This window comes from Streptomyces sp. TLI_146 (assembly GCF_002846415.1).
Lineage (GTDB): Bacteria > Actinomycetota > Actinomycetes > Streptomycetales > Streptomycetaceae > Streptomyces.
Window position 1 is genome coordinate 2,608,879 of the sequence record NZ_PJMX01000001.1, and the last position, 24,922, is coordinate 2,633,800.

The window sequence follows — 24,922 nt, forward strand, 5'->3', positions numbered from 1 at the left end:
GGGCTCTCCGACAGACTAGAGCGCCGAGTTGAAGGTCGACGCCTGCACGGGGCGGCCGATCGACGAGGGCAGCACGCGGCCGAGCTTCCTGGCAGCGTCGGCGCCACGGACGTCGATCTCTGCCAGGGGCACACGGCTCTTCTTCGCAGGGGCGAAGGAGAGAGAATTCACAGAGGTCTTCACGGCCGTCCTTGATGGGTAATTCCTGCATGTGGACAGTGGTACCGACGACATGCACCGTTGCAGTGTCGGCGGCACGACTTTACTCTCTTGGCCACTGTTGGCAACTGAGCACGACCGCTTGCCGCAAACGCGTGACCCAGCATTAGCCGAAGGTGTACGGAACGGGTCGTTCCATCGAAAGAGTGATGACTAAAACCGCAGACAGGGGTGGATGTGACGGCGATTCCCGGTCCTCTGCAAAGCATGGTCTTCCGCAACGCCGACCTGCCGGGTCTCTTCCATCACGCGGACTCACTCGCGATAGGGCGCCAGCGGGCCGCGGTGAACGGCACCCGCTGGCAGTTGTGCCTGCTGGTGGTGGGGGCGGCGCTGGCGGCACTGCCGTGGAAGATGACGCTCGGTGGTGACTTCAGGCTGACGAGCGCGCTCAGCGCACTGGCGTACGCGGGGGTGCTCGCGGTGAGTTTCCGCGCCGCCCGCGGGCATGCGAAATCGCATTGGCAACTGAACCGTTCGGCGGCCGAGTTCATCAAATCCATGTGCTGGCGCTATGCCGTGCACGGCGCTCCCTTCGACTCCCAGGCGCCCGATCCCGAAGGTCTGTTCACCCTCCGTCTGGAGGAAGGACTGCGGGAACTGCGCAAGGTCGGCTGGCAGGACCCGCGCGAGGACCCGGCGTCGGGCCTGGCCGATGAGCCCCTCGTCACCGCCCCCATGCGGGAGTTACGGGGGAAGGCGTTCACCGTACGCAAGGAGACGTACGTCCGGGACCGGCTCATCGAGCAGCGCAACTGGTACCGGCGCCGGCAGGAGGCCTCCAAGCGGGCCACCGCGCTGTGGACCTCGGCGATCACCCTGCTCACCGTTCTCGCGTTGCTCTTCGCGACGCTGCACATGTTCGGCGCGGCCGAGGGCGTCAAGGCGGCCGGGCTGCTCTCGGCGGCGGCCGCCGCGTGTCTGGCGTGGAGCGAGATCCGCCGCCACCAGCCGCTGATCTCGGCGCACTCCCTGGTGGAGCAGGACCTCAAGGAGATGCACGTGGCCATGGAGAACACGGTCAGCGAGCGGGAGTGGCCGGCCGCGGTGTACGAGACCGAGCGGGTCGTGTCGCCCCAGCACACCGACTGGCTGGCCCGGCTCCGCAGTTGATCGCCTTTTACGGCTCCTACGGGCGGCGCACCCCGTCGCACCACACCACCGTGACCGCTTTGCCCAGGCCGCGGGCGTACTGGACGATGTCGCCGGTGCCGCCGAGGCCCCGTGCGGGCTGGCCGTCCCAGACGGCGACCAACCGGTCGCAGTTGTCCGCGATATAGGCGCCGGCCGCGTAGTACGCCTCGTCCGTCGCGTGCGGGAAGTCCATCCGGACCTCCTGGGCGGCTCTTCTCCGCAGGCCCTGGTAGCGGGCGAGTTCGGCGGCGTCCGCGAAGCCGTTCTCGTAGTCGCCGCTGGGAATGACCACGGTCAGGGAGGCGCCGCACTCCAGGGCGATGGAGGCGAACAGCTGGTCCGCGCCGGCCGCGAGGCTGGAGAGGGCTTCAAGCGAACCGTCGTGTCCGCAGAGCAGGCTCCGCAGACAGCTGCGGATCTCCCCCAGCGCCTCGGAGGGAATGTCTCGGTGACCGGTCACTCCGATGCGTTTCACTGACTCACCCCGTGGTGTCCGGTCGCCTCTCCGCCGTGACCATCCTCCCAAAAAGGCGCATCGCGTCCAGTCGTGGCCAACGGAGGGGCGCAGGGAACGAGCCCCCGTCCATCGGCCGGACGAGGGCTCGCCGCTGCCGTGGCAGCGAGGTGATCTGCCGTCAGAAGAGGGTCACGCCATAGGCGTTCATGGCCTCGACCACGGGCTGGAAGAAGGTCGTGCCGCCGGAGGAGCAGTTGCCGCTGCCGCCGGAGGTGAGGCCGAGGGCGGTCGAACCGGCGTAGAGCGGGCCGCCGGAGTCGCCGGGCTCGGCGCACACCGTGGTCTTGATCAGGCCGTACACGATGTCACCGCCGCCGTAGTTGACGGTGGCGTTGAGCGCGGTGACCCGGCCGCTGTGGATGCCGGTGGTGGAGCCGCGCCGGGTGACGGTCTGGCCGACCGTGGGGTTGGCCGCGCTGCTGATGTGCTGGCTGCCCACGGCGCTCGGGTGGGTGAGCGAGGTGTTGGTGTACTGCACGAGGCCGTAGTCGTTGCCCGGGAAGCTGGTGCCCACGGTGGGGCCGATGCTGGTGGAGTGCGAGGAGCTGGTGTACCAGGGCGGCTTGCCCTCGGTGCAGTGACCGGCCGTCAGGAAGTAGTAGGTGCTGCCCTTCTTGACGTTGAAGCCGAGGGAGCAGCGCCAGCTCGGCGCGTAGATGGCGTCGCCGCCGGAGAGCAGCTTGCTGAACTTGCCGGGGGTGCGCTCGACGCGTATGGCGGACGCGTTGGCGCCGGCCTGTCGTTTGATCTTGGCTATGTCGGCCTTGCTCACGGTGGAGTCGGCGGTCACGACCAGCGTGTGGGTGGCGGGGTCGACGTTCCAGGCGGTGCCCGCGACATCGGCGCCGAGCACGGCACTGCTCGCGGCCGAGAGCTGGGTGGCGCTGAACACCTGGGACGGGGTGGCGCTCGCGGTGGGGATCGCGAGGGCGCCGGCGGCGAGGAGCCCGGCGGTGAGGGCGACTGCCTTGGTGCGTCTCGCGAGACCGCGGTGGTGCGTGGGGGTGGTGCGCTTGATCCTCACTTCTGTTCCTCCCGAGGGGAATCGAGGGGCCCGAGTTGGGTGGGGGACCCCGTGAGGCGCAGCCGGAGCTGACGGCAGCACTGTTGAGCGCAAGCCGTGCTCCTGACAAGCGCTGGGAGGGAGTATTCGGCGGCCCGGCCGTCGGGCGCAAGGGCGCCTTTCGGCCGGGCCGTTGGGGGTTTCGGAGCCGGTGGGTCAGCGGGTGAGGACGGTCCGCTCGCCCGCCGCGACCGCCGTGTCGAGGGTGTTGCCCGGGGGCGGGAAGGGACAGATGAAGTGCTCGGCGAAGGCGCACGGCGGCAGCAGTGCGCGGTTGAAGTCCACCGTGAGCCGTCCTTGCGCATCCGGTGCGCCGGGGCGCAGGAAACGGAACCGGAAGGTCGAATCCCCGCTGGTCGCATCGGCGAACACCGCCCAGAGCGCGCCGTCGTCCTCGACCGCGACCTGGAGGGTGTGCTCCCGGCCGTCGAGCGCGAAGGCGAGCTCCCCGCCGAGGCCGAGCCCGCGCTCCACCCCGTCGGCGTTCGCCACCCGTACGGTCCGCGTCCCCTCGTACGGGCGGAAGACGGCGGGCACCGCCCAGCGCGCCTCGTACGGCGTCGCCTCGATGCCCGCGAAGGCGCGCCGGCGCTCGGCCTCCGGGTCCCAGACGCGTACCGCCCACAGCCCTTCGCGGCGGAGCACCACGAGCCGCCGCGCGCCCTGGGCCAGCCGGGACTCGCCGACCGGCGTGTGGTCGGCGGTCAGCCGCACCTCGCCGCTGAAGGGCTTTCCGTCGAGGACGATCCCGTCCCGCGCGGCGGCCGTGAGCACCACCGCGTCGTCGTCTTCGCGCCACTCGCCCGGCACGGCCGGAATTCGACCCTCGACTGCGTCGGCGAGCCAGTGGGTGCCGGTCAGTGCGAGCGGGCCGTAGGGCGCCGAGACGTTCTCGACGCGCCGTTCGTGCCAGTTCTTCCACTCCTGTGCCGCGTCCGTGCTCAATGTCTTCAACCCTTCCGTACGGGGGTGGGCAGCCCCAGGTGCGAGCGCAGTGTCGGGCCGGAGTATTCCGTACGGAAGACGCCGCGCTCCTGCAGCAGCGGCACCACCCGGTCGACGAAGTCGTCGAGTCCGCCCGGTGTCAGATGCGGGACGAGGATGAAGCCGTCGGCGGCGTCGGCCGTGACGAACTCGGTGAGCCGGTCGGCGACCGAGGCCGGGGTGCCGATGAACGACTGGCGGCCGCTCGTCTCGATGACCGTCTGCCGGATGGAGAGGCCCTTGGCCTCGGACAAAGCCCGCCACTTGGCGGCGACGGTGAAGGGGTCGCCCACCTTCACCCGGCCCTTGACCAGCTCGGAGTCCGGGTCCGGGTCGATGTCGGGGAGCGGTCCGTCCGGGTCGTACGCGGACAGGTCGCGGCCCCAGATCTGCTCCAGGGCGACGATCGCGTTCTGCGGGGAGATCTGGCGGCGCCGGATGTCGGCGGCCTTCTCCTGCGCCTCGGCGTCGGTGTCGCCGAGGACGACGGTCACCCCGGGCATGATCTTCAGGTCCTCGGGGCGCCTGCCGTACCGGGCGAGCCGGGACTTCACGTCGGCGTAGAACTCCTGCCCGGCCTCCAGGGTGCCGTGCCGGGTGAAGACGATGTCGGCGGTGGAGGCGGCGAACTCGCGGCCCTCGCCGGAGTCCCCGGCCTGGATGACGACCGGGTGGCCCTGCGGGGAGCGGGGGACGGTGAACTCCCCGGATATGGAGAAGTGCTGCCCGTGGTGGGCGAACGGGCGCGGGGTGCCGTCGGGCGTCCAGGAGTCCCACAGCTCGCGGGCGGTCGCGACGAACTCGGCGGCCCTCGTATAGCGGTCGGCGCGGTCCAGATAGCCGCCGCGCCGGAAGTTCTCGCCGGTGAACGCGTCGAACGAGGTGACCACGTTCCAGGCGGCGCGGCCGCCGGAGAGGTGGTCGAGGGAGGCGAGGCGCCGGGCGAGCTCGTAGGGCTCGTTGAAGGTGGCGTTGACGGTGGCGGCCAGGCCCAGGTGCTCGGTGACGGCCGCGAGCGCGCTGAGCACGGTGAGGGATTCGGGGCGGCCGACCACGTCGAGGTCGTGGATGCGCCCCTTGTGCTCGCGCAGCCGCAGCCCCTCGGCGAGGAAGAAGAAGTCGAACAGGCCGCGCTCGGCGGTGCGGGCCAGATGCACGAAGGAGGAGAAGTCGATCTGACTCTTGGAGCGCGGGTCGGCCCATACAGTCGTGTTGTTGACGCCCGGGAAGTGGGCGGCGAGGTGCAGTTGCTTGGTCATGACGGGCTCCCGGCGTGCGCGTACTGGTTGACGGGTCGGGCCAGGCCCAGGTGTTCGCGGAGGGTGGCGCCGGGATAGAACCGGCGCAGTAAGCCCCGGTGCTGGAGCACCGGTACGGTCCCGTCGACGAGCAGCGCCAGATCGCGCTCGGGCTCGGCCGGGCGGAGCTGGAAGCCCTCGGCGGCGCCCTGTTCGTACCAGTCGCCGATGAGCCCGGCGAGGGCGACCGCGTCGGCGGTGGTGTGCAGTTCGACCGGGAGCGAGACGAGCACCCGCAGCCGCTCGGGGTCGCGGCCGTGGGCCCGGGCCCGGTCGCGCAGCTCCTCGCGCAGGGCGCGGGCGGCGGCCGGGTCCTCGGCACGCACCAGGGCGACGTCGGCGTGCCGGACGGCGGCCGCGCGCGGCTCGGGGGCGCTCGCGTCGATCACCGTGACGGGGTGGCCCTGCGGCGGCCGGGGCACGATGGCCGGGCCGCGCACCGAGAACGTACGGCCTTCGAAGTCGACGTAGTGCAGTTTGTCGCGGTCGATGAAGCGGCCGGTCGGCTCGTCGCGGATCTCGGCGCCGTCCTCCCAGCTGTCCCACAACTTGGCCGCCACGTCGGCGACTTCGCGGGCCTCGTGCCACAGGTCGGCGAGGGGCGCCGCGGGGCGGCGGCCGAAGAGCGCGGCCTCCGCCTCGGTGGTGGACACCTCGGGGCTCCAGCCGGCCCGGCCCCGGCTCACCCAGTCGAGGGTGGCGACGGCCGAGGAGACGTGGAAGGGCTCGGTGTGGGTGGTGGTCACGGTGGGCACGAGCCCGATCCGCTCGGTGGCGGGCGCGACCCGGGCGAGGACGGCGAGCGCGTCGAGGCCGGGCCGGGCGAAGGAGTCCCCGAGCGTGACGAAGTCCAGGGTGCCCCGCTCGGCGAGCCGGGCGAGGGCGGTGTAGTGGCGGGCCTCGTAGTGCGGCGGGCCGCCGATGTCGGCGGCGAGGTGGAGTGGACGGGTGGCGGGCATGGCGGTGACTTCTTTCTTCGGGGGCTGGGCCTTCGGGGGCTGGGCTTTCGGAGGGGCTGGGCCTTCGGCGTCGGCTGTCAGAGGACCTTGGCGAGGAAGGCGCGGATGCGTTCGTGGCGCGGGTGGTCGAGCACCTCGGCGGGCGGGCCCTGCTCGACGATCAGGCCGCCGTCCATGAAGACGACCGTGTCGGCGACCTCGCGTGCGAAGCCGATCTCATGGGTGACGACGATCATCGTGGTGCCCTGGAGCGCCAAGTCCCTGATGACGTCGAGGACTTCGCCGACCAGCTCGGGGTCGAGCGCGGAGGTCGGCTCGTCGAACAGGAGCAGCTTCGGCTCCAGGGCGAGCGCGCGGGCGATCGCGACCCGCTGCTGCTGCCCGCCGGAGAGCCGTCCCGGATAGGCGCCCGCCTTGTCGGCGAGGCCGACCCGGGCGAGCAGCTTCTGCGCCGCGGCCACCGCCTCCTCGCGGGGGCGGCCGAGCGCGGCGACGGGCGCCTCGGTGATGTTCTCCAGGACGGTGAGGTGCGGGAAGAGGTTGAAGTTCTGGAAGACGAAGCCGATCCCGGTGCGCTGCTTCAGGACCTCCCGCTCGCGCAGCTCGTACAGCTTGTCGCCGGAGCGGCGGTAGCCGATCAGATTGCCGTCGACGCGGATCGAGCCGCGGTCCACCTTCTCCAGGTGGTTGATGGTCCGCAGCAGGGTGGACTTGCCCGAGCCGGAGGGGCCGAGGACGACGGTGACCTCGCCCGCGCGGACGTCGAGGTCGATGCCACGCAGCACTTCGAGGCCGCCGAAGCTCTTGTGTACGGAACGGACTTCGACCATGGCGGTGGCGGTCATGGGGGTTCCTTCATGAGGGAGGGGGGTACGGAACGGAGGCCGCGGCGCCGGATCAGGCGCTGAGCGGGCGACACGCGAGGTCGCGCAGGAAGCTCAGCGCGGCGCGCGCACAGGCGTCGTTCTGGGCGAACGCGGGCCCGCCGGTACGGGGCCGGGTGAAGGCGCCGGACGCCCGCGCGGTGGTGTGTGGGCCGAGCGCGAAGCGGCGCGGGTGCGGGCGCCCCGCGCGGTCCAGGACCCGCCCGTCGGCGGGGTCCACGCTCAGCAGCCCGCTCGCGGAGACGTCCGCGCCGTCCCGGTGGAGCGCGCGCAGCAGCGGGCTGCGGGTGCGCTCCAGGGACGGCTCGGGCAGCCGCGCCTCGACCAGGGCGCGCGCCTCGGTCCACTCCCCCGGCACGCTGGCGCCGCCCGCCCGGAAGACACCCTTGGCCTCGTCGCGCTCCACGGTGATGCCCGCCCCGAGGAAGCGGACGACCCCCGCGTCGGAGAGCGCGAGCAGCTGGCGCAGCCGGGGGCCGGGCGGCCCGGAGGCGAGGTAGCTGAAGAACCCGTGCCACCAGCCGCCCACGTCACCGAGTCGCAGAAGCTGCCCGTAGACGGAGAGCAGCCCCAGGAAAACCGCCAGATCGGGGCTGTACGAACGGTCATGACGGCGTATCAGGTCCTGGGTGATGTAGGCGCGCAGCCCGTCCTGGAGGGCGTCCGAGGACGCGAAGCGCACGCCGTCCAGCGGGTGGTCGAGCGCCTGAAGGTCGAGGCGGTCGGCCGGATCGGGGACGGCGGCCGCGACCAGGGCGGCCAGCTCGGGGCTGCCCGCCGCGGCCGCCGCGTACTTCTCCTCGAAGCCGGGCCAGTCGACGGCCGTGCGCCCGGGGTGGGCGGTAAAGAGCCGGTGGTAGTGCGCGAAGCCGAGCTCCTTGTCGATGAGCGGCCACACGTCCCGCCGGAAGTCGGGGCGGCCCGGCCGCTTCAGCAGCGCGTCGACGGTGTCCGGCCCGAAGAAGCGGGGCAGCGGCGGCCGTTCGCCCTGCCAGGTGTAGCCGATCTTGGAGTGGTACGGGACACCGCGCCGCGAGCCGACGTGGAGGACGGGTTCGCGCCCGGAGGGGTGGTAGGTCCCGCTCTCGTCGTAGCGCCCGCCGCGCCCCTCGGTGAGCAGCACCATCAGGTCGACGAAGGCGAGCCCGAAGCCGCGCACGATCACCGGTTCGCCGGGCGGCAGGGCGGACAGGTCCGCGTCGGCGGTGAAGTCGGGCGGCAGGTGGACGAGCCCGTGGCGGAGGGCGAAGTCCGCCAACTGCCGTTGTTCGTCGTCGGGTTCGGCGTCCAGATGGCCGAGCGTGAGCACCACCAGATCGGCGGCCAGCGGCTCGGCGCGCCCTTCGAGCCACACCCGCTGGCGGCCCTCGCGCGGTCCGCCGACCCGCAGCGCCCGGGTGCGGTGTTCGTGGACGGTGACGGCGGGGCCGAGCGCGGCCACCGCCTCCTCGTACACCCAGCGCAGATACGCGCCCTGCGCCCGCCGGCCGGGGAAGGTCTGGCCGTCGATCCCGGCCCACTCGGCGAGGGTGGGGCCGGGGCGCACCGGGCCCTCCTGGGCGACCGTCTCGTCGGTGAACATGGTGACGTCCTCGGCCATGGAGTTCATCCACAGCAGCGGCGACTGCTCCTCGCGCCAGATCCGGCCGCCGCCCGGCGGATGGGGGTCCACCAGATGGACGTCCAGCGGCTGGTCCCCGTACAGGGCTGGGAGGTTGGCGGCGAGCCGCTCCAGGAAACCGGTCCCCCGCGGACCCGCTCCCACGACGACCACGGACGCGGTCACCGGGCGTCCGCCGAGCCGCGCGCGTAGTGACGCTCCACGTAGTACTGCCCGATCGAGAGCAGCGAGGTCACCACGATGTACCAGAGGGTCGCGACCAGGAGCAGCGGCACCACCTGGTAGGTGCGGTGGTAGACGAGCTGGACCGAGTAGAGCAGGTCCTGCACGGCGATGATGGAGACGATCGAGGTGCCCTTGAGGGTGCCGATCAGCATGTTCCCGGCGGGCGGCACGATGGAGCGCATCGCCTGCGGCAGCACGATGCGGCGCAGTCTGCGCCGGCGGCCGAGACCGAGGGACTGGGCGGCCTCGATCTGGCCGCGCTCGACGGAGAGGATGCCGCCGCGCACCACCTCGGCGGCGTACGCGGCCTCGTGCAGGGTGAGGCCGACGACGGCGACGGTGACCGGCCCCATCAGGTCGACCGTGCGCACGCCCAGGACCTCCGGGTAGAGCGCCCCGATGTTGAACCAGAAGAGCAGCTGCACCAGGATCGGCGTCGAGCGGAACAGCCACACGTATCCCCAACTGACCGCTCTCAGCACAGGGTTGTCGGACAGGCGCATCACCGCGAGCACGGTGCCGAGGGCGAAGCCGAGTGCCATGACGGCGGCGGTCAGCCAGAGGGTGAGCCACAGTCCGCGCAGCACGGCGGCCGTGGCGAAGTAGTCGCCGACTACGCCCCACTGGAAGGCGTCGTTGCGGACGACCGAGACGAACGCCAGGGCGAGCAGCACGAGGACGGCAACTGCCGCCGCCCACTGGCCCGTTCGGCGGACGGGGACGATGCGGAGCTGGGGGCCGGGGCCGTCGTCGGGCCGGACGGGCGGCTGTTTCGAGAGGGTCAGGGACATGCGAAGGCTCCGTGGATGCCGGGATCGAACACGGTGATGCCTTCACGAACACTGCGCGGACCAGCCCCTCAGCACGGTCCGTTCCCGAGGCTATGCGGTGCGTACGGCCGGTTGTCAAGGCTGTCCGCACTGTGGGCGGTACGTCTCACGGCAGTTGACGCGGATACGGATGCCTGTTCCACTTGGGCCATGCATCCGCAGCAGTGGCTGGTCACGCGCTCCCACATCGACTTCGGTCGAGTGTGGTCCTCCTCCTGTTGAGCCGACCTCCCGCACGGATTTCCCACGGCGCCCGCGCGCGCCGTTCTCCCGCGCCTTCACACAGCTGACACCGCGCACCCCTCCCCTCGTACCACCGCACTCCTTCTGACGCTTCGGCGTGCCCCCGCCCACCCCCGACACGTCCGCGTGCCGCCGCGCAGCCCCGGCACTTCCGCCTGCCCGAAATCCCTGGAGCGCACCGCATCATGAGCAGGTATCGCCATCTCACCGCTTTCGCCCTGATCACCGTCGCCGCCCTCGGCCTCACCGCGTGCGGCTCCGGCGACCCGGCCGACGCGGGGCCCGCCGCACAGGCCGAGCCCGCCGGGGCCAAGGGGAGGATCCCCACCACCGACGTGGTGTCCGCCGTCAAGAAGGACGAGGCCGCGGCCGCGCTGCTGCCCAAGGGCGTACGCGAGTCGGGCACCCTCACCCTCGCCAGCAGCGTGGGCAACCCGCCCGGCGCCGTCTACCTGGCGGACGGCCGGACAGTCGCCGGGCAGGACATCGACTTCGCGGACGCGGTCGCCAAGGTGCTCGGGCTGAGGCTGAAGCGCCAGGTCGCGGCCTTCGAGGTGATCCTGCCCGCGCTCGACAGCGGCAAGTACGACGTCGGCACCGGCAACTTCGGGGTGACCGACGAGCGACGCAAGACCATCGACTTCGTCACCTACATCAACGACGGCCAGGGCTTCGCCGTGCGCGAGGACAGCAAGCTCCGCAAGGTCACCGAGCTGACCCAGCTGTGCGGCCTCAAGGTGGCCACCGGCGCGGGCACCACCTTCGAGGCGACCCTGGAGAAGAACAAGGGCCGCTGCGCCGAGGACGGCAAGAAGCCGTACTCGGTGCAGACCTACAGCGAGCAGGGCGCGCTGTGGATCTCGCTCCAGCAGGGCCGCAGCGATGTCGTGATGTCGACGATCAATGGCCTTCGCTACGCCGTGGCGCAGCAGCCGGGGCTGCGCTTCCTCAACGAGTTCCACCGGCTCGACGTGGGCTTCGCCTTCAAGAAGGGCACCCCGCTCGCCCCGGCTTTCCAGGCCGCGGTGAACGACCTCAAGAAGGACGGGACGTACGACAGGATCCTGGCGAAGTGGGGCACGGGCGAGTCCGCGATCGCGTCGTCACAGATCTCACCCCCCGAACACAAGTGACCCTGCGAATACGGTTGGTGACTGTACGTCAGCAGTCGCAGCCGCAGTCACAGCAGTCGCACCCGTCACAGCACTGGCAGGCGTCGCAGCAATCGCAGCAGTCACAGTCGCAGTCGCGGCAGAAGCCTTCGTGCTTCTTCCGCGACCACGGGCCCTCGTACTCCTTGGCGCAGCACATCTGGCAGGTGCAGCAGAGCCCGGTGAAGACACCGCACCCCGCGAGGAATCCGCGCGGGGCGGGCGGCCTGGGGCCTTCGCCCTGCGGGGGCGAGCCGTACGGGTTGCCGGGCACGGGGGCGTACGGGCCGCCGGGCGGCGGCGACCCGTAGGGACCGGGCTGGTGGGAGCCGTGGGCAGCGGCATCGGCGTGGCCGTGGGCGCAGCCCGCCGTCCCGAAGGACCGGTCCACGGACTGCTTCAGCTCGTGGGCGAGCAGGACGTGCGCCAGCCTGCCGTCGACGAAGTCGGCCTCGCGCAGCGCGAGCCGGATGCCGTGCACCGCGTCGTCGGCCAGCCGCCGGGCCTCGGTCAGATCGGTGCCGGTCGCCGTGAGCGGGTTCCAGGCGCCCGAGGCGGCGTCGGACGCCTGGTCCTCCACGGCGTCCAGGAGGTGCGCGAGCCGCCCGAAGAGGCGGCCCGCCTCGGCCAGCGGCTCGGCGTTGTGCGGCCGCCCGGCGAGTACGGCCGTGTGCGCGAAGGCCGCCGCGGTGGCCGTCTCGGTCGGCTCGGTGACCGTGAGCAGGGAGGTGCCGGGTCCCGCGAGCGCCTCGATCGCGGTCTGCCGGTCGACCGCGTCGACCAGGACCGCCGTGTCGAACCCGAGGGAGGCGCCGGTGCGGGCGCCCGCCCGGTCCCAGCTCGCGGCGACCTTGCGGGCCGCGAGCGCCACCGGCCTGCGCTTCAACAGGCCGTCCCGGTCGGCCACGTGGTCGCGGACCTTCGCCGAGGCCAGGACCAGCGAGACGGCCGCGGCGAGCCGGGCGCCCTCGCCCTGTGCGACCGGAGCCGTCCGCATCGCGCGCAGCGGGCAGGGCCCGGCGGTGCGCCTGCGTCCCGTACGGCTCTCGACCTGAGCCTCCGTCAGAACCGAGACGATCAGCCCGTCGTAGTTGGTCACGACCCGGGCGAGCTGCCCGTGGTCGGAGCGAAGTGCCAGGCAGAGGCCGCAGAGATGGGCCATCCACTCGGTCCGCAGGCCCTCGGTGAGCCGATGCGAGCAGGGCCTGACGATTCCGAACACGACGCTCCCCCGGGTGCCGTGGGGCACTCCGCCCCACGCCTCGATCAACAGTGCGGCAGGCATCGTATCGATCGATCCGTTCACCCGTACGCCTGCTCCATCACCCGCCTGGACGGAAGTTCATATTTTGTATCCGTTACCCGTCATACAGCGGAAGAAAGCTGACGATTCGCCACATCTTCTGCACCAGTCCCGTCACGAATCCCCTGCACGGCGGCTATCCACTTGGCGCGGTATCCGCATCATGGACGACCATAGGGGTGCGGAACGCGAGAAGTAGCTAGAAGAAGTCCGCTGTGAGAGGAGGCGTCCATGGGATCGGTGCGCAAGGCGAGTGCCTGGCTGGGACTTGTCGAGGACAACGACGACCGCTACTACGACGACGAGTACACCGAGGAAGCCGCGTCCGGCGAAGCCTGGGTGACGGACCCGCGGGTGCGGGTGGCCTCCGACGCGGCCCAGGAGCAGGGCCGCCGGATCGCCACGGTCACGCCCGACGGCTTCCGTGACGCGCGCGGCATCGGCGAGCTCTTCCGCGAGGGCGTCCCGGTCATCGTGAACCTCACGTCCATGGAGCCCGGTGACGCCAAGCGCGTCGTGGACTTCGCGGCCGGTCTGACGTTCGGGCTGCGCGGCTCCATCGAGCGCGTGGCGACGAGGGTCTTCCTACTGACCCCCGCCGACACCCAGATCCTCAGCGGCGAGGCCGCGGGCCGCTCCACCGGCGGCTTCTTCAACCAGAGCTGAGCCACCGGTGGTGCCCGGCCGGGGGTCCGGGGGTTGTCCCCCGGGAGATACCGCAACCAGAGCCGAGCAGGGTGCTCACCGGATCCCCGTTCCTAGCGGAACGCGTCGAGTCCGGTGAGCGCCTTGCCCAGCACCAGCTGGTGCATCTCCACGGTGCCCTCATAGGTGAGCACCGACTCCAGATTGGTGGCGTGCCGCATCACGGGGTACTCCAGCGAGATCCCGTTGGCCCCGAGGATCGTGCGCGAGGTGCGGCAGATCTCGATGGCCTCCCGTACGTTGTTGAGCTTTCCGAAGCTGACCTGCTCCGGACGGAGCCTGCCCGCGTCCATGCGCAGGCCCAGGTGATGGGCGAGCAGGACGCCCTTGTGGAGCTCCACCGCCATGTCGGCCAGCTTGGCCTGGGTGAGCTGGAAGCCGCCGATGGGCCTGCCGAACTGCTCGCGGGTCTTCGCGTACTCCACCGCCGCCTCGAACGAGGCCCGGGCCGCGCCCATCGCTCCCCAGACGATGCCGTACCGCGCGTGCGAGAGGCAGCTCAGCGGGCCCTTGAGCCCGGTGACCCCCGGCAGCACCGCGTCGGCGGGCAGCCGCACCTCGTCCATGACCAGCTCGCTGGTGACCGACGCCCGCAGCGACCACTTGTGCTTGATCTCGGGCGCCGAGAAGCCGGGGCTGTCGGTCGGTACGGCGAAGCCGCGAATCCCGTCGTCGGTCTGCGCCCAGACCACCGCGACCCCGGCGACCGAGCCGTTGGTGATCCACATCTTGCGCCCGTTGAGCACCCAGTCGGTGCCGTCCCGCTTCGCGTACGTACGCATCCCGGCCGGGTCGGAGCCGTGGTCGGGTTCGGTGAGGCCGAAGCAGCCGATGGTCTCGCCCGCCGCCATCGACGGCAGCCAGCGCTGCTTCTGCTCCTCGGAGCCGTACTTCCAGATCGCGTACATCGCGAGCGAGCCCTGGACCGAGACGAGCGAGCGGATGCCGGAGTCGGCGGCCTCCAGCTCCAGACAGGCCAGGCCGTACTGGACGGCGGTGGCGCCCGCGCAGCCGTGGCCGGTGAGCGACATCCCGAGCGCGCCCAGGCCGCCGAGCTCCCGCGCGAGCTCGCGGACGGGCACCTGTCCGTCCTCGTACCACTGGGCGATGTGCGGCAGGACCCGGTCGGCGGCCCAGGAGCGGACGGTGTCGCGGATGGCGAGGTCGTCGTCGCTCAGCAGGTCGTCGATCCCGAGGGGGTCGGCCGGGTCGAAGGGGGGCAGCTTGGCGGGTGCGGACATGAGGATGCCTCCGGCGTCCCTGAGAACCTGTGCGGCTCAGCTAAAACTAGCAGTGGTAGTTATTGCTGACCGCTGACGTTACGGCTCAGTGTGCCGCGCGTCCAGACCCGCCCGTCCGTGCGGGTCCCGCCCGTTCAGTGGCCGCCGGGCCCGGATCCCGCCGCCTCCGCGGCCGGAACACCCGCCGCCGCGGGGACCCTGACATGCGGCTCGGTCCGCTGCTCGGGCAGCCCGGGCGCGAGGCCGTCGTGCTGCGCCCCGCACTCCATCACCCGGGGCAGCCGCAGCGCGGCCAGCGCGCCGAGCACCAGCAGACCCGCGCTGACCAGCAGCGTCACATGCAGGCCGTGGACGAAGGAGTGCTGCGCGGCGCCGCGAAGGGCCGCGCCCGCCGGGCCGCCGAGGCGGTCCGCGAGGTCATAGGCCTCGCCCAGGGAGTTGGCCGCACCGGCCGAGGCCTCGTCCGGGACGCCGGGGACCGAGGCGACCCCGGGGGCGTAGGCCGCGTTCATCACGCTGCCGAGCAGGGCGATGCCCATGCCGGCGCCGAGCTGGTAGGAGGTCTCGCCGATGGCGGCGGCCCCGCCCGCGCAGTCGGCGGGCGCCTCGCTCAGCATCGATTCGTACGCCCCGAAGAGCGTCGTCTGAAGGCCGAAGCCCAGGACTATGAAGGCGCTGGTGAGCAGCAGCGGCCGGTCGTGCTGGCCCATCAGGACGAGCAGCAGCACGGCGGCGGCGGTCAGCGCGAAGCCGCAGCCGACCATGGTGCGCGGGCCGAGGCGGCGCAGGGTGTACGAGCCGGTGGCGCCCGCGGCCATCGCGGCGAAGGTGAGCGGGAGCAGCCGCAGACCGGTCTCCAGCGGGCTGAGCCCCAGGATCAGCTGGAGGTACTGCACGGCTATGAGCTCCAGGCCGACCAGCGCCAGCATGGCGAGGACGATGCACCCCACCGAGGTGGAGAAGGTGGGCCGGGCGAACATCCGCATGTCGACCAGCGGATGGCGGCGCCGCTTCTGCCGCCGTACGAACAGGACGATCAGGGCGGTGCCGACGCACAGCGGCGCCAGGGTGAACAGGTCGAGGAGCCCGTGGCCGGCGCCCAGCCGCTTCACCCCGAGGACCAGCGTGATCACTCCGGCGGCGGCGGTCAGCGCACCGAGCACGTCCCACGGCCCGTCGGCACCGCCCTTCGACTCGGGCAGCAGTTTGCGGCCCAGCGGAAGTATCAGCGCCATCAGCGGGATGTTGATCAGGAAGACCGAGCCCCACCAGAAGTGCTGGACGAGGAAGCCGCCGAGCACCGGTCCGGTGGCGGCGCCTATCGCCGCGGTGGCGGTCCACACGCCGATGGCGGTGGCGCGTTCCCGGCGGTCCGGGAAGACCGCGCGCAGGATGGAGAGCGTGGCGGGCATGATCATTGCGCCGCCGACGCCGAGCAGCGCGCGGGCCACGATCAGCAGCTCGGCCGACCCGGCCAGGGCGGCCACGGCGGACGCGAGGCCGAAGATCCCGTAACCGAGCAGCAGCACCCGGCGGCGGCCGACACGGTCGCCGAGGGTGCCGAAGAGGATGAGGAGGGCGGCGCAGACCAGCGGGTAGGCGTCGACGATCCACAGCAGCGCGGTGGCGCTGGGGCGCAGGTCCTCGGTGACCGAGGGGACGGCGACGTGCAGGACGGTCGCGTCCAGCGCGACGAGCAGCAGACTCACACAGAGGACGACGAGGACGACCCAGCGGTTGGCACCGCCGGCGGTCGCACGCGCGCGTGCGGCGTCCGTCATCGTTCCTGCCATGTGTGTACCTCCTGTACGGCGGCCCCTGCCGGGGTCCCGGGACGCGCCGGCCTCGCGGTGACGCGTCGTCCCCCGCTCTCGGCGGACCCTGGACCTGCGGTGGTCTGGGCGGGCCCGGCATCGACGAGCGAGTGATTCGTCAGCGTACGCGAGTTCCAGCCAGCGACACGTGGTGCACCTCTCACCCCTTTGGGCGCACCCTGTGGCGTGCGCCACATCGGGCGAAGTGTGCGCACCGGCACCCCGGGGCATTAATGATCTTGGCACGCCGTGTCGGTGAATCCTGGCACCCGGTGCCAGGCCCGGTGACTGAACGGTGAATTCCGACCCGCTTCCCGGAGAATCCGTTCAGCGGATTCAAAGAGCCGTTCCCGGCCGCCCCGCGGCGGAATAGATTCCAAGGTCATCCACGCATTTCCCAGGGCCGGGAATAAACCGTGACGTGAGACATACTCCACATCACATCGTCATCACAAACCCGCCGGATCGGCCTGGGCCCTCACTCACTCGCTGTAACGTCGATTGAGTGCGTACCGACCGAATCTTCGCCCGTCTGGACCGGGAGCCCGAGCCGCCGAAGATAGCGATCCCGCGGATGAGCCGTCATCGCGTGATCCTCTTCAGCGCGACGATGGCGTTCTACGTCGCCATCGTCGTCGCCGTGCTCGCCTCGTCCTGGCTCGTCGAGCTGGACTGGAAGGTCATGCTGTTCCGGCCCTACGAGCAGTGGCCGCAGATGCACGCCTTCCTCGACTACTTCGTGGTCCTGGGCCAGCGCGGCCCCACGGCGGTGATGGTCGCGGCCTGGCTGGGCTGGAGATCCTGGCGGCAGCACACCCTGCGCCCGCTGCTCGCGCTGGGCGCCTCGCTGCTGCTCCTGAACATCACGGTCGGCGCGGTCAAGCTGGGCCTGGGCCGCCTCGGCCCGCACTACGCGACGGAGATCGGCTCGGCCGAACTGTTCGCGGGCGGCGACATATTCCCCTCCGGCCACACCGCCAACGCGGTCGTGACCTGGGGCATCCTCGCCTATCTGGCCACCACTCCGCGGGCCCGGCGCTGGCTGTCGGTCATCTCGGCCGTGGTCGCCCTGGGCGTCGGCGCCACCACCGTCTACCTCGGCACCCACTGGGTGAGCGACGTGCTCCTCGGCTGGGCGGCCGGGCTGCTGATCCTGCTGGCGCTGCCCTGGTGCGAGCCGCTGATCGCCCGCGCCGAGGCGCTGGTCTTCGCCCTGCGGGCCAAGTGGCGCGCACGCGGAACAGCCGCCCCCGCACTGCCCGTTCCGGCCGGTGCGCTGCCCGGCGTGTTCGCCCAGCGCACCGCGAGCGAGGACGACGCCCCCGTGCGCGAGCCGGTGGGAGCCGGCAGCGGCGGGCGCGCGACCGGGTCCCGGGGCGCCGCCCGCCCGCCGGGCGCCGGTCCCCGCCCCGAGCGCCCGCCGGTGCCCCCGGCGGCCAGCAGGCGCCCGCAGCACCCCGAGCGCGCCCCGCGCCCGGCGCCGGCCCGCCCCCTCGGCGGCTGAACGCCCCTTCCAGGCAGCGGGGAACGGTACGCACAACCACCCCCGCAAGGCGAAGGCCCCGCCCACTCCACTCGGAGCGGCCGGGGCCTTCGCCGTACAGGAACGCGGTTCAGCCGCGCCAGCAGCGGATCACCGTGCCGTCGGCCACCTCGAAGTTCAGCCGCCCTTCCAGGTACTCCATGGTGATGATCGAGCCAGGGGCGAGCGACCTCACGGTGGTCCAGCCACGCGCGCGTGCCAGCCGCTCGGCGGCCTCACCGGCCAGTCCCACATAGGCGTCGGGAGCGTCGTCGGGCTGTGCGGAGGGGGTCGGTATGGGTGCCATACCGGCCACCGTAGGCGCCCCGGGGCGGTGACGGAAGCCGGGGCCCCTGCCCTGCCGCTGTCCGCACCACGTCCCCCGCCGGTCACACTTGTGTCACAGGATCATGAGCGGTGTTTACCTCGAACTTGGTCACTCGTACGGGGAGTTCCGGACCGGCCGCCCGGAAATCGCACAGCCGCCGACAGGCCGTTCGGAGCCCTTTAAGAATTCCCCGGGGAGCGCGCCCGAAACACCCGTCAGAATTTCCCGGCAGGCCCTCCGCGTGGGGAATTGACGGGCCATAGGGAATTCACGGCATCCTTACACGATCCGCACCGACGACGGTTCCGCTTCGCCGTCGGCTGCGTCCGGCGCGTTGGCTCGTATGCGCCTATCCCGGTCGGGTACGCACCCTGTCGGACCGGGTACCTGCGCGAGCATCATGGCTACCGGCCTGATGCCTGACACCTGAGTGGGGGCGGCGATGGGTACGGAGACGGCGACCGCGGAAGCGGGACCACACGAGGCCCGGCAGTCGGGCCGGGTGATCGTGGACTGGCTGACCACCACGGACCACAAGAAGATCGGGCATCTCTACCTGGTCACGTCGTTCGCGTTCTTCCTGATCGCCGGGCTGATGGCCATGTTCATGCGGGCCGAGCTGGCCCGCCCCGGCCTGCAGATCATGTCGAACAACGACTTCAACCAGATGTTCACCATGCACGGCACGATCATGCTGCTGCTCTTCGCCACCCCCACCTTCGCGGGCTTCGCCAACGAGATCATGCCGCTCCAGATCGGCGCCCCCGACGTGGCGTTCCCCCGGCTCAACATGCTGGCGTACTGGCTGTTCCTGTTCGGCGGCCTCATCGTCCTCGGCTCGCTGCTGGTGCCCGGGGGCCCCGCCGCCTTCGGCTGGTTCGCCTACGCGCCGCTCAACTCCGCGACCCGCTCCCCCGGCATCGGCGCCGACCTGTGGATCATGGGGCTCGCGCTCTCCGGGTTCGGGACGATCCTGGGCGCGGTGAACTTCCTGACCACCATCATCGGGATGCGCGCGCCCGGCATGACGATGTTCCGGATGCCGATCTTCACCTGGAACGTGCTGTTCACCTCGATCCTGGTGCTGCTCGCCTTCCCGGTGCTCGCGGCGGCGCTGCTGGTCCTGGAGGCGGACCGCAGGTTCGGATCGGTGGTCTTCGAACCGCAGTGGGGAGGCGCGCTGCTGTGGCAGCACCTCTTCTGGTTCTTCGGCCATCCCGAGGTCTACATCATCGCGCTGCCGTTCTTCGGCATCATCACGGAGATCATCCCGGTCTTCGCGCGCAAGCCGATCTTCGGCTATCTCACCCTGGTCGGCGCCACCATGTGCATCACCGGACTGTCGATCGTGGTGTGGGCGCACCACATGTTCGCCACGGGAGCGGTGCTGCTGCCGTTCTTCTCCTTCATGTCGTTCCTGATCGCGGTGCCGACCGGGGTGAAGTTCTTCAACTGGACGGGCACGATGCTGCGCGGCTCGCTCAGCTTCGAGACACCGATGCTCTGGGCCGTGGGCTTCCTGATCAGCTTCCTCTTCGGCGGCCTCACCGGCGTCATCCTCGCCTCGCCGCCGCTCGACTTCCACGTCACCGACTCGTACTTCGTGGTGGCCCACTTCCACTACGTCGTCTTCGGCACGGTCGTCTTCGCCACCTTCGGCGGCTTCTACTTCTGGTGGCCCAAGTTCACCGGGAAGATGCTCGACGAACGGCTAGGGAAGATCCACTTCTGGACGCTCTTCGTGGGCTTCCACACCACGTTCCTGGTCCAGCACTGGCTGGGCGCCGAGGGCATGCCCCGCCGGTACGCGGACTATCTGGCCGCCGACGGCTTCACCGCCCTCAACACCATCTCCTCCATCGGCGCCTTCCTGCTCGGCATGTCCACGCTCCCGTTCCTCTACAACGTCTGGAAGACGTCGAAGTACGGGACGAAGGTGGAGGTCGACGACCCCTGGGGGTTCGGGCGCTCGCTGGAGTGGGCGACCTCCTGCCCGCCGCCGCGCCACAACTTCGTGACCATCCCCCGCATCCGCACCGAGTCGCCCGCCTTCGACCTGCACCACCCGGAGTTCGCGCCGTTCCGCGACGACCTGGTGCCGGCCGAGCCGAGGGAGAAGGAGCCGCAGAGCGACGCTCAGGGCCGGTAGGCGAGCTGGGGCACGGTGAAGCAGTTGGCGTTCATCTCGCCCTGGGTCACCCACCCCTTGCCGTCCTGCCAGCGGGCCACCGACAGACAGGTGCGGCGCTCCTTCGGCGGCCGGTCCAGGTGCTCGTACGAGACCGGGAGCAGCAGCCCGTGCGCGGTGTAGCGCTCGGGCCGGTCCAGGAATGCCTCCACGCACGCGCGCGTGAGGGCGTTCGCCGGGCAGGACCGGGCGGCGTCGGTGAACCACATCGCGGCCGCCCACCCCTCCAGCTGCCACTGCGAGAGCGGCTTGTCCTTCATGGCCGCGCGGAACGCCCGTACCTCCGGCTGGTCCTTCTCCTCGTAGTTGCGCGAAGAGCCGGTCACCCACAGGGCGTTGCGGCAGCGCGGGGCGTCCCGATAGTCGTCGGGCACCGCCGCGTTCCAGTTCTGCACATTGGTGACCTTGGCGGTGACCTTCGCCCCGAGCGCGTCCATCGCCTCGCACAGCTGCACGTTGCCGTGCGTGTCCAGCGCGTCGAAGACCAGGTCGGCGCCGCGGGCCTTCAGATCGGCGGCGACCGCGCGGAAGTTCGGCAGCACGAAGTCGACCTGCTCGCCGACCACGTCGTACCCCTCGGCCTTCAGCCCGGCGGTCACCAGCCGGGCGTACGCGGCGGACGCGGCCTGGTTGTACGAGACGACGGCGGCGGTGCGGGCGCCCCGCTCGCGCTTGAAGTAGCGGTAGACCTCGGTGCCTCCGTACAGGCTGCCGCCCCAGCCGGGGGTGCCGTCGCGCGGGGCGTCGCTGCCGTAGATCCCGTACAGGTGCGGATAGGTGTCGTAGGCCGCGCCGATGGGCTGGCCGCCGATGTCGGGGACGCCCTGGGCGGAGACCTCGGGGGCGCCCGCGTAGTCGAGCGCGGTGGTCGCGACCAGCGCGAACACCTTCTTCTCGGTCACCAGCCGGTGCACGCACTCGGTGTTGCCGACCCCGCTGCCTCCGTCGTCGCAGGTGAGCACCTCCACCTTGCGCCCAGCCAGCCCGCCGCGGGCGTTGAGCGCGTCGAAGTAGGCGCGGGCGCCGTCGCGCGGCCCGGTGAACGCGGCGCCGCCGACCGGGCTGGTCTCGCTCGCGATGATCCCGATCCGGACGGGTCCGGCGCCCGAGGCGGTCGGCCCGCTCTCGAAGTCCCGCTCGGGCACCCGGCTGCCGCAGCCGGCGCCCAGCAGGAGCAGCGCCGCCAGCAGCAGGCCTTCAGCAGCCCGGCGCGGCCGCATTGCCGCTCAGCCGGACCAGGGCGCAGAGCGTCTTCACCGAGACCTTCCACGTCTGGTCCTGGAGCACCGCGGTGCCCTTGGCGCCGGGCAGCGCCGGGTTGCCGCCGACCAGCAGGTCGTACGTCACGGCGGCTTGGGTGGGCGAACCGAACGTGACGGCGGTGACCTTGGCGGAGGACTGCGCCGCGTTCTTGTCGTTGCCGAACGCGGCGAGCAGCGGCCGCAGCGCGTCGCCGTTCTCCAGCACCTTCACCTTGGCGTCGGTGGACGCCTTGGGGTCGAAGAACGTCGTCCAGTTCTTCTCGATCTGCGCCCTGGCCGCGGCCGGGTCGGCGGGCTGATCGGCGGCCGGGGACTCGGCGGGCGCGGTGGCGGTGGGCGAGGGGGACTTCTCGGAGCCGCCGCCGCTGTCCGAGCACGCCGCGGCGGCCGGGAACAGCACGAGCACCGCCGCGGCCGCCCAGGCCGCGGACCGAACACGTGTGCCGGGACTCATCTGGCTCACCACCAAGACTGGATGCTTCCAGGGTCTGCCGCTTCAGGGCATAGTGCAAGGAATCGCCTCGCACCACCAGACGGGCGGACACCGGACATGGGGACCTGATGCGGACTTCCCGGCTGCTGTGGGCGGGCCTGGCTGCCGCCGCCTGCGGCGCGGTCCTCTGCGTCGCGGGCTGGTACGGCGTCTCCGGCGAGCGCTTCGCCGCCCGCCAGATCCCCTACCTCGCCTCCTGTACGGTCCCGGGCGCGGCCCTGATCGTGGCGGGCGCGGTGCTGCTCGCACGGACCGCCGGTGCGGAACCGGCCGTCCGGGTGACCGGGCCCGGGGAACCACCGCCCGAGGATCCCGGACCGCCGTCCTCCGACGGCCCCTTGCTCCGGGTCCCCGGCGGCACCCTCGCCCACCGCCCCGACTGCCCGCTGGTGGCCGGGCGGCCGGACGCGCGACCGGCGGGCGAGGCGCCGCTGGACCCCTGCCCCGTGTGCGAGCCCTGACCGTGGCGTCCCTGACGTACGACCTGACCCTCGCGGGACTCACGGTCGGCAGCGCCGCGGCCCTCACCGGCATGGGCCTGGTCGTCACCTACCGGGCCACCGGCGTGCTCAACCTGGCGCACGGCGCGATCGCCATGGTCTGCGCCTATCTGCTGCGCCAGCTCGTGGTCGAGTGGCACTGGCCGCTCGCCCCGGCCGCCGCCCTCACCCTGCTGGTGGCCGCCCCGGGCCTGGGCGTGCTGCTCGACGTGCTGGTCTTCCGCCCGCTGTCCGTCCAGGGCAACGACCCGGCCCGCACCCTGGTCGCCTCGATCGGTGTGTTCGTGCTGCTCGTCGGCGGCGCCGCGCTGATCTGGGGCCCGGGCGCGCGGGCCGACGCCCCGGCCCTGGTGACCGGCGAGCCCTGGGGCCAACTGGCCGTGGTGGCCGCCCTCGCCGCGCTGGTGGTCACGGTGACCCGGTGGACGAGGTTCGGCGGCGAGGTGCGGGCGGTCGTCGACAACCGCGAACTGGCCGCGCTCGGCGGCATCGACACCGACCGGGTGGCGTCGGTCGGCTGGGCGTTCGGCGCCTTCACGGCCGGTCTGACGGGTGTGCTGCTCGCGCCCTATGTGCGCCTCGACCCGTACGGCCTGCCGCTGCTCGTCGTCGAGGTCATCGCGGTCGCGGTGGTCGCCAGGATGCGCAGTGTGGTGGTCGCGGTCGTCGCCGCGCTGCTGATCGGGGTGGCGCAGGCGCAGTTGACCCGGCTCCATCCGTCCGGGCGCGCCGAACCGCTGGTCCAGGCCGTGGGGGCGAACCTGTTCGTGGTGGCGCTGCTGGTGGCGGCGCTGGTGCTGCCGGGGGCGGGGACGCGGGACACACTGTCGCGGACGACGGTCGCCGCGGTGCGGATACCGCCCGCCGCCTGGCTGGTGGCGGGCGTCCTGTTCCTGCTGCCGCTGGGCTTCGCGGGCTCCGATCTGCACACCTCGGTGCAGATCCCGGCGCTGGCGATCGTGCTGCTCTCGCTGGTCGTGGTGAGCGGCCGGGGCGGCCAGATCTCCCTGGGCCAGACCGCGTACGCGGGCCTTGGCGCCCTGTTCACCGGCTGGCTCTCGCAGTCGGTGCCGGAGCTGCTCGCCCTGCTCCTCGCGGTGCTCCTGGTCGCCCCGCTGGGCCTGCTGACGGGCCGGCCCGCGATCCGCCGCCACGGCCTGGCGCTCGCCCTGGCCACCCTCGCGGTCTCCGTCGCCACCAGCCGTTTCGTCTTCGCCCAGCCGTACGCGACCTCGGGCCTGACCCTGACCCGCCCGGCGGGCCTGGGCGACGACCGCGCGTACTACGCCGTCGAACTCGCCCTGCTGGCCTGCGCGTTGCTCACCGTGGCGGCCCTGCGCCGGGGCCGGACCGGACGCGCCCTGGCGGCGATGCGCGACCACGAGGAGGGCGCCCAGGCCGCGGGCGTGCCCGTCCCCGCGCTCAAGGTCGTCGCGTTCGTCGTCGGCGCAGCCCTCGCCGCGCTCGGCGGCGGGCTGCTCTCGATGGGGCTGCGCACCTTCGACCCGGGCGCGTACGACCCGGTGCGCGGGCTGCTCTGGTTCGCCGCGGTGGTGGTGCTCGGCGCGGACAACCTGCTGGGCGCCCCGGCCGCGGCCGCCCTCCTGGTCGGCCTGGACGCGGGCACCCGGGGCGGCGTCGCGGCCGCCGCCATCGGTCTGCTCGCCCTGCTCGTCGGCCGCTTCCCGCAGGCCCACGAGCTGCTCTCCCGGTGGCGCAGACCCCCGAAGCCGCCCCCGGCCACGGCACGGAAGGTGTACGCGCTCCCGGCGGGCCCGGCCCCGGCGGCGGCCCCCGAACTCGCCGCGCGCGGGGTGCGGCTCGCGTACGGCTCGTACACCGTCCTCGCGGGCGTCGACCTGGCCGTGCCGCCGGGCCGGGTCACCGCGCTGATCGGGGGCAACGGCGCCGGGAAGACCACGCTGTTCCACTGCCTGTGCGGCACCCTGCGCCCCGACGCCGGGCGGGTCGCCTTCGGCGGGGCAGACATCACCCGCCGCCCGGCCCACGCCCGTACCCGGCTCGGCATCGCGCGGACCTTCCAGCGGATCGCGGTGTTCGACTCGCTGACGGTGGAGGAGAACGTACGGATCGGGGCCGAGCAGGGCCGGGTGCGCGACCCGGCGGCGGTCGAGCAGGCGCTGCGGCTGATGGGGCTCGCGGGCGGGGTGCGGCGGCTGCCCGCCGCCGGACTGCCCACCGGCACCCTGCGCCGCGTCGAGCTCGGCCGGGCGCTGGCGGGCCGCCCGCACACGCTCCTGCTCGACGAGCCGGCCGCCGGACTCGACACCGCCGAGGCCGGGGAACTGGCCCGGGTGCTGCGGGCGCTGGCCGCCGACGGCATGGCCGTACTCGTCGTCGAGCACGACCTCGACCTGGTCGCGGACATCGCGGACACGGTCCATGTGATGCGGGCGGGACGGATCGGATGAGGCCGG

Annotated in this window: 22 protein-coding genes; 7 read left to right on the forward strand and 15 right to left on the reverse strand. The window is 72.0% G+C overall.

Annotation, left to right across the window (positions count from 1 at the left end):
- Nucleotides 1-15 precede the first annotated feature (15 nt).
- On the reverse strand, nucleotides 16-132 hold the full coding sequence (gene fxsA, locus BX283_RS41545; protein ID WP_101387603.1) for an FxSxx-COOH cyclophane-containing RiPP peptide: 117 nt from the start codon (nucleotides 130-132) through the stop codon (nucleotides 16-18).
- A gap of 294 nt (nucleotides 133-426) precedes the next feature.
- Between fxsA and BX283_RS11965 the strand changes: the two genes are divergently transcribed.
- Nucleotides 427-1,332 (forward strand): DUF4231 domain-containing protein, encoded by a 906-nt coding sequence (locus BX283_RS11965; RefSeq protein ID WP_101387604.1) that lies wholly within the window; start codon nucleotides 427-429, stop codon nucleotides 1,330-1,332.
- 16 nt (nucleotides 1,333-1,348) lie between these two features.
- Here BX283_RS11965 and BX283_RS11970 read toward each other — a convergent pair whose 3' ends face one another.
- The 8 genes from BX283_RS11970 to BX283_RS12005 all read right to left on the reverse strand — a co-directional run bounded on the left by BX283_RS11970 (nucleotide 1,349) and on the right by BX283_RS12005 (nucleotide 9,695).
- Nucleotides 1,349-1,828: a hypothetical protein gene (locus BX283_RS11970; protein WP_101387605.1), complete on the reverse strand. Its 480-nt coding sequence runs from the start codon at nucleotides 1,826-1,828 to the stop codon at nucleotides 1,349-1,351.
- Between the two features lie 160 nt (nucleotides 1,829-1,988).
- Nucleotides 1,989-2,894 (reverse strand): S1 family peptidase, encoded by a 906-nt coding sequence (locus BX283_RS11975; protein ID WP_101387606.1) that lies wholly within the window; start codon nucleotides 2,892-2,894, stop codon nucleotides 1,989-1,991.
- A 195-nt stretch (nucleotides 2,895-3,089) separates the two neighbouring features.
- Nucleotides 3,090-3,878, reverse strand: a complete 789-nt coding sequence (locus BX283_RS11980) for a DUF1684 domain-containing protein (protein ID WP_101387607.1) — start codon at nucleotides 3,876-3,878, stop codon at nucleotides 3,090-3,092.
- 5 nt (nucleotides 3,879-3,883) lie between these two features.
- On the reverse strand, nucleotides 3,884-5,176 hold the full coding sequence (locus tag BX283_RS11985; RefSeq protein WP_101387608.1) for an NtaA/DmoA family FMN-dependent monooxygenase: 1,293 nt from the start codon (nucleotides 5,174-5,176) through the stop codon (nucleotides 3,884-3,886).
- Nucleotides 5,173-6,174, reverse strand: a complete 1,002-nt coding sequence (locus BX283_RS11990; RefSeq protein ID WP_101387609.1) for an LLM class flavin-dependent oxidoreductase — start codon at nucleotides 6,172-6,174, stop codon at nucleotides 5,173-5,175. Before BX283_RS11990 ends, BX283_RS11985 begins: the two co-directional genes overlap by 4 nt.
- A gap of 77 nt (nucleotides 6,175-6,251) precedes the next feature.
- Nucleotides 6,252-7,004, reverse strand: coding sequence for an amino acid ABC transporter ATP-binding protein (locus BX283_RS11995; RefSeq protein WP_101392289.1), 753 nt, complete (start codon nucleotides 7,002-7,004; stop codon nucleotides 6,252-6,254).
- Between the two features lie 67 nt (nucleotides 7,005-7,071).
- Complete coding sequence (locus BX283_RS12000; RefSeq protein WP_101387610.1) at nucleotides 7,072-8,844, reverse strand: FAD/NAD(P)-binding domain-containing protein; 1,773 nt, start codon at nucleotides 8,842-8,844, stop codon at nucleotides 7,072-7,074.
- Nucleotides 8,841-9,695, reverse strand: coding sequence for an amino acid ABC transporter permease (locus tag BX283_RS12005; RefSeq protein ID WP_101387611.1), 855 nt, complete (start codon nucleotides 9,693-9,695; stop codon nucleotides 8,841-8,843). The genes BX283_RS12000 and BX283_RS12005 overlap by 4 nt, the downstream gene beginning before the upstream one ends.
- A gap of 467 nt (nucleotides 9,696-10,162) precedes the next feature.
- Between BX283_RS12005 and BX283_RS12010 the strand changes: the two genes are divergently transcribed.
- On the forward strand, nucleotides 10,163-11,110 hold the full coding sequence (locus tag BX283_RS12010; protein WP_101387612.1) for an ABC transporter substrate-binding protein: 948 nt from the start codon (nucleotides 10,163-10,165) through the stop codon (nucleotides 11,108-11,110).
- Nucleotides 11,111-11,138: 28 nt separating this feature from the next.
- Here the strand turns inward: BX283_RS12010 and BX283_RS12015 are convergent, their stop codons facing one another.
- Entirely contained in the window at nucleotides 11,139-12,350 is a 1,212-nt protein-coding gene (locus BX283_RS12015; RefSeq protein WP_180357439.1) for a DUF5685 family protein, read from the reverse strand.
- Nucleotides 12,351-12,662: 312 nt separating this feature from the next.
- On the opposite strand from BX283_RS12015, the gene BX283_RS12020 reads away from it, so the two are divergent.
- Entirely contained in the window at nucleotides 12,663-13,097 is a 435-nt protein-coding gene (locus tag BX283_RS12020; protein WP_101387613.1) for a cell division protein SepF, read from the forward strand.
- Nucleotides 13,098-13,189: 92 nt separating this feature from the next.
- Here the strand turns inward: BX283_RS12020 and BX283_RS12025 are convergent, their stop codons facing one another.
- A complete protein-coding gene (locus tag BX283_RS12025; RefSeq protein ID WP_101387614.1) occupies nucleotides 13,190-14,377 on the reverse strand; it encodes an acyl-CoA dehydrogenase family protein in 1,188 nt (395 codons plus the stop codon).
- 134 nt (nucleotides 14,378-14,511) lie between these two features.
- A complete protein-coding gene (locus BX283_RS12030) occupies nucleotides 14,512-16,170 on the reverse strand; it encodes an MFS transporter (RefSeq protein WP_101387615.1) in 1,659 nt (552 codons plus the stop codon).
- Between the two features lie 526 nt (nucleotides 16,171-16,696).
- On the opposite strand from BX283_RS12030, the gene BX283_RS12035 reads away from it, so the two are divergent.
- Nucleotides 16,697-17,695 carry a phosphatase PAP2 family protein gene (locus BX283_RS12035; protein ID WP_101387616.1) on the forward strand — a complete coding sequence of 333 codons (999 nt, stop codon included), beginning with the start codon at nucleotides 16,697-16,699 and terminating at the stop codon, nucleotides 17,693-17,695.
- Nucleotides 17,696-17,804: 109 nt separating this feature from the next.
- Here BX283_RS12035 and BX283_RS12040 read toward each other — a convergent pair whose 3' ends face one another.
- Nucleotides 17,805-18,020, reverse strand: a complete 216-nt coding sequence (locus BX283_RS12040; RefSeq protein WP_101387617.1) for an I78 family peptidase inhibitor — start codon at nucleotides 18,018-18,020, stop codon at nucleotides 17,805-17,807.
- 463 nt (nucleotides 18,021-18,483) lie between these two features.
- On the opposite strand from BX283_RS12040, the gene ctaD reads away from it, so the two are divergent.
- Nucleotides 18,484-20,190, forward strand: coding sequence for a cytochrome c oxidase subunit I (ctaD, locus tag BX283_RS12045; RefSeq protein WP_257582611.1), 1,707 nt, complete (start codon nucleotides 18,484-18,486; stop codon nucleotides 20,188-20,190).
- Here ctaD and BX283_RS12050 read toward each other — a convergent pair.
- Complete coding sequence (locus tag BX283_RS12050) at nucleotides 20,178-21,449, reverse strand: ABC transporter substrate-binding protein (protein ID WP_101387618.1); 1,272 nt, start codon at nucleotides 21,447-21,449, stop codon at nucleotides 20,178-20,180. The two genes, ctaD and BX283_RS12050, sit on opposite strands and share 13 nt — an antisense overlap.
- Nucleotides 21,427-21,945, reverse strand: coding sequence for a hypothetical protein (locus tag BX283_RS12055; RefSeq protein ID WP_101392291.1), 519 nt, complete (start codon nucleotides 21,943-21,945; stop codon nucleotides 21,427-21,429). The genes BX283_RS12050 and BX283_RS12055 overlap by 23 nt, the downstream gene beginning before the upstream one ends.
- Before the next feature lie 107 nt (nucleotides 21,946-22,052).
- Here BX283_RS12055 and BX283_RS12060 point away from each other — a divergent pair, with 107 nt between their 5' ends.
- Together BX283_RS12060 and BX283_RS12065 are read left to right on the forward strand one after the other, a co-directional pair.
- Nucleotides 22,053-22,445: a hypothetical protein gene (locus BX283_RS12060; RefSeq protein ID WP_101387619.1), complete on the forward strand. Its 393-nt coding sequence runs from the start codon at nucleotides 22,053-22,055 to the stop codon at nucleotides 22,443-22,445.
- 2 nt (nucleotides 22,446-22,447) lie between these two features.
- Nucleotides 22,448-24,916, forward strand: a complete 2,469-nt coding sequence (locus BX283_RS12065) for an ATP-binding cassette domain-containing protein (RefSeq protein ID WP_101392292.1) — start codon at nucleotides 22,448-22,450, stop codon at nucleotides 24,914-24,916.
- The last annotated feature ends 6 nt before the right edge of the window (nucleotides 24,917-24,922 follow it).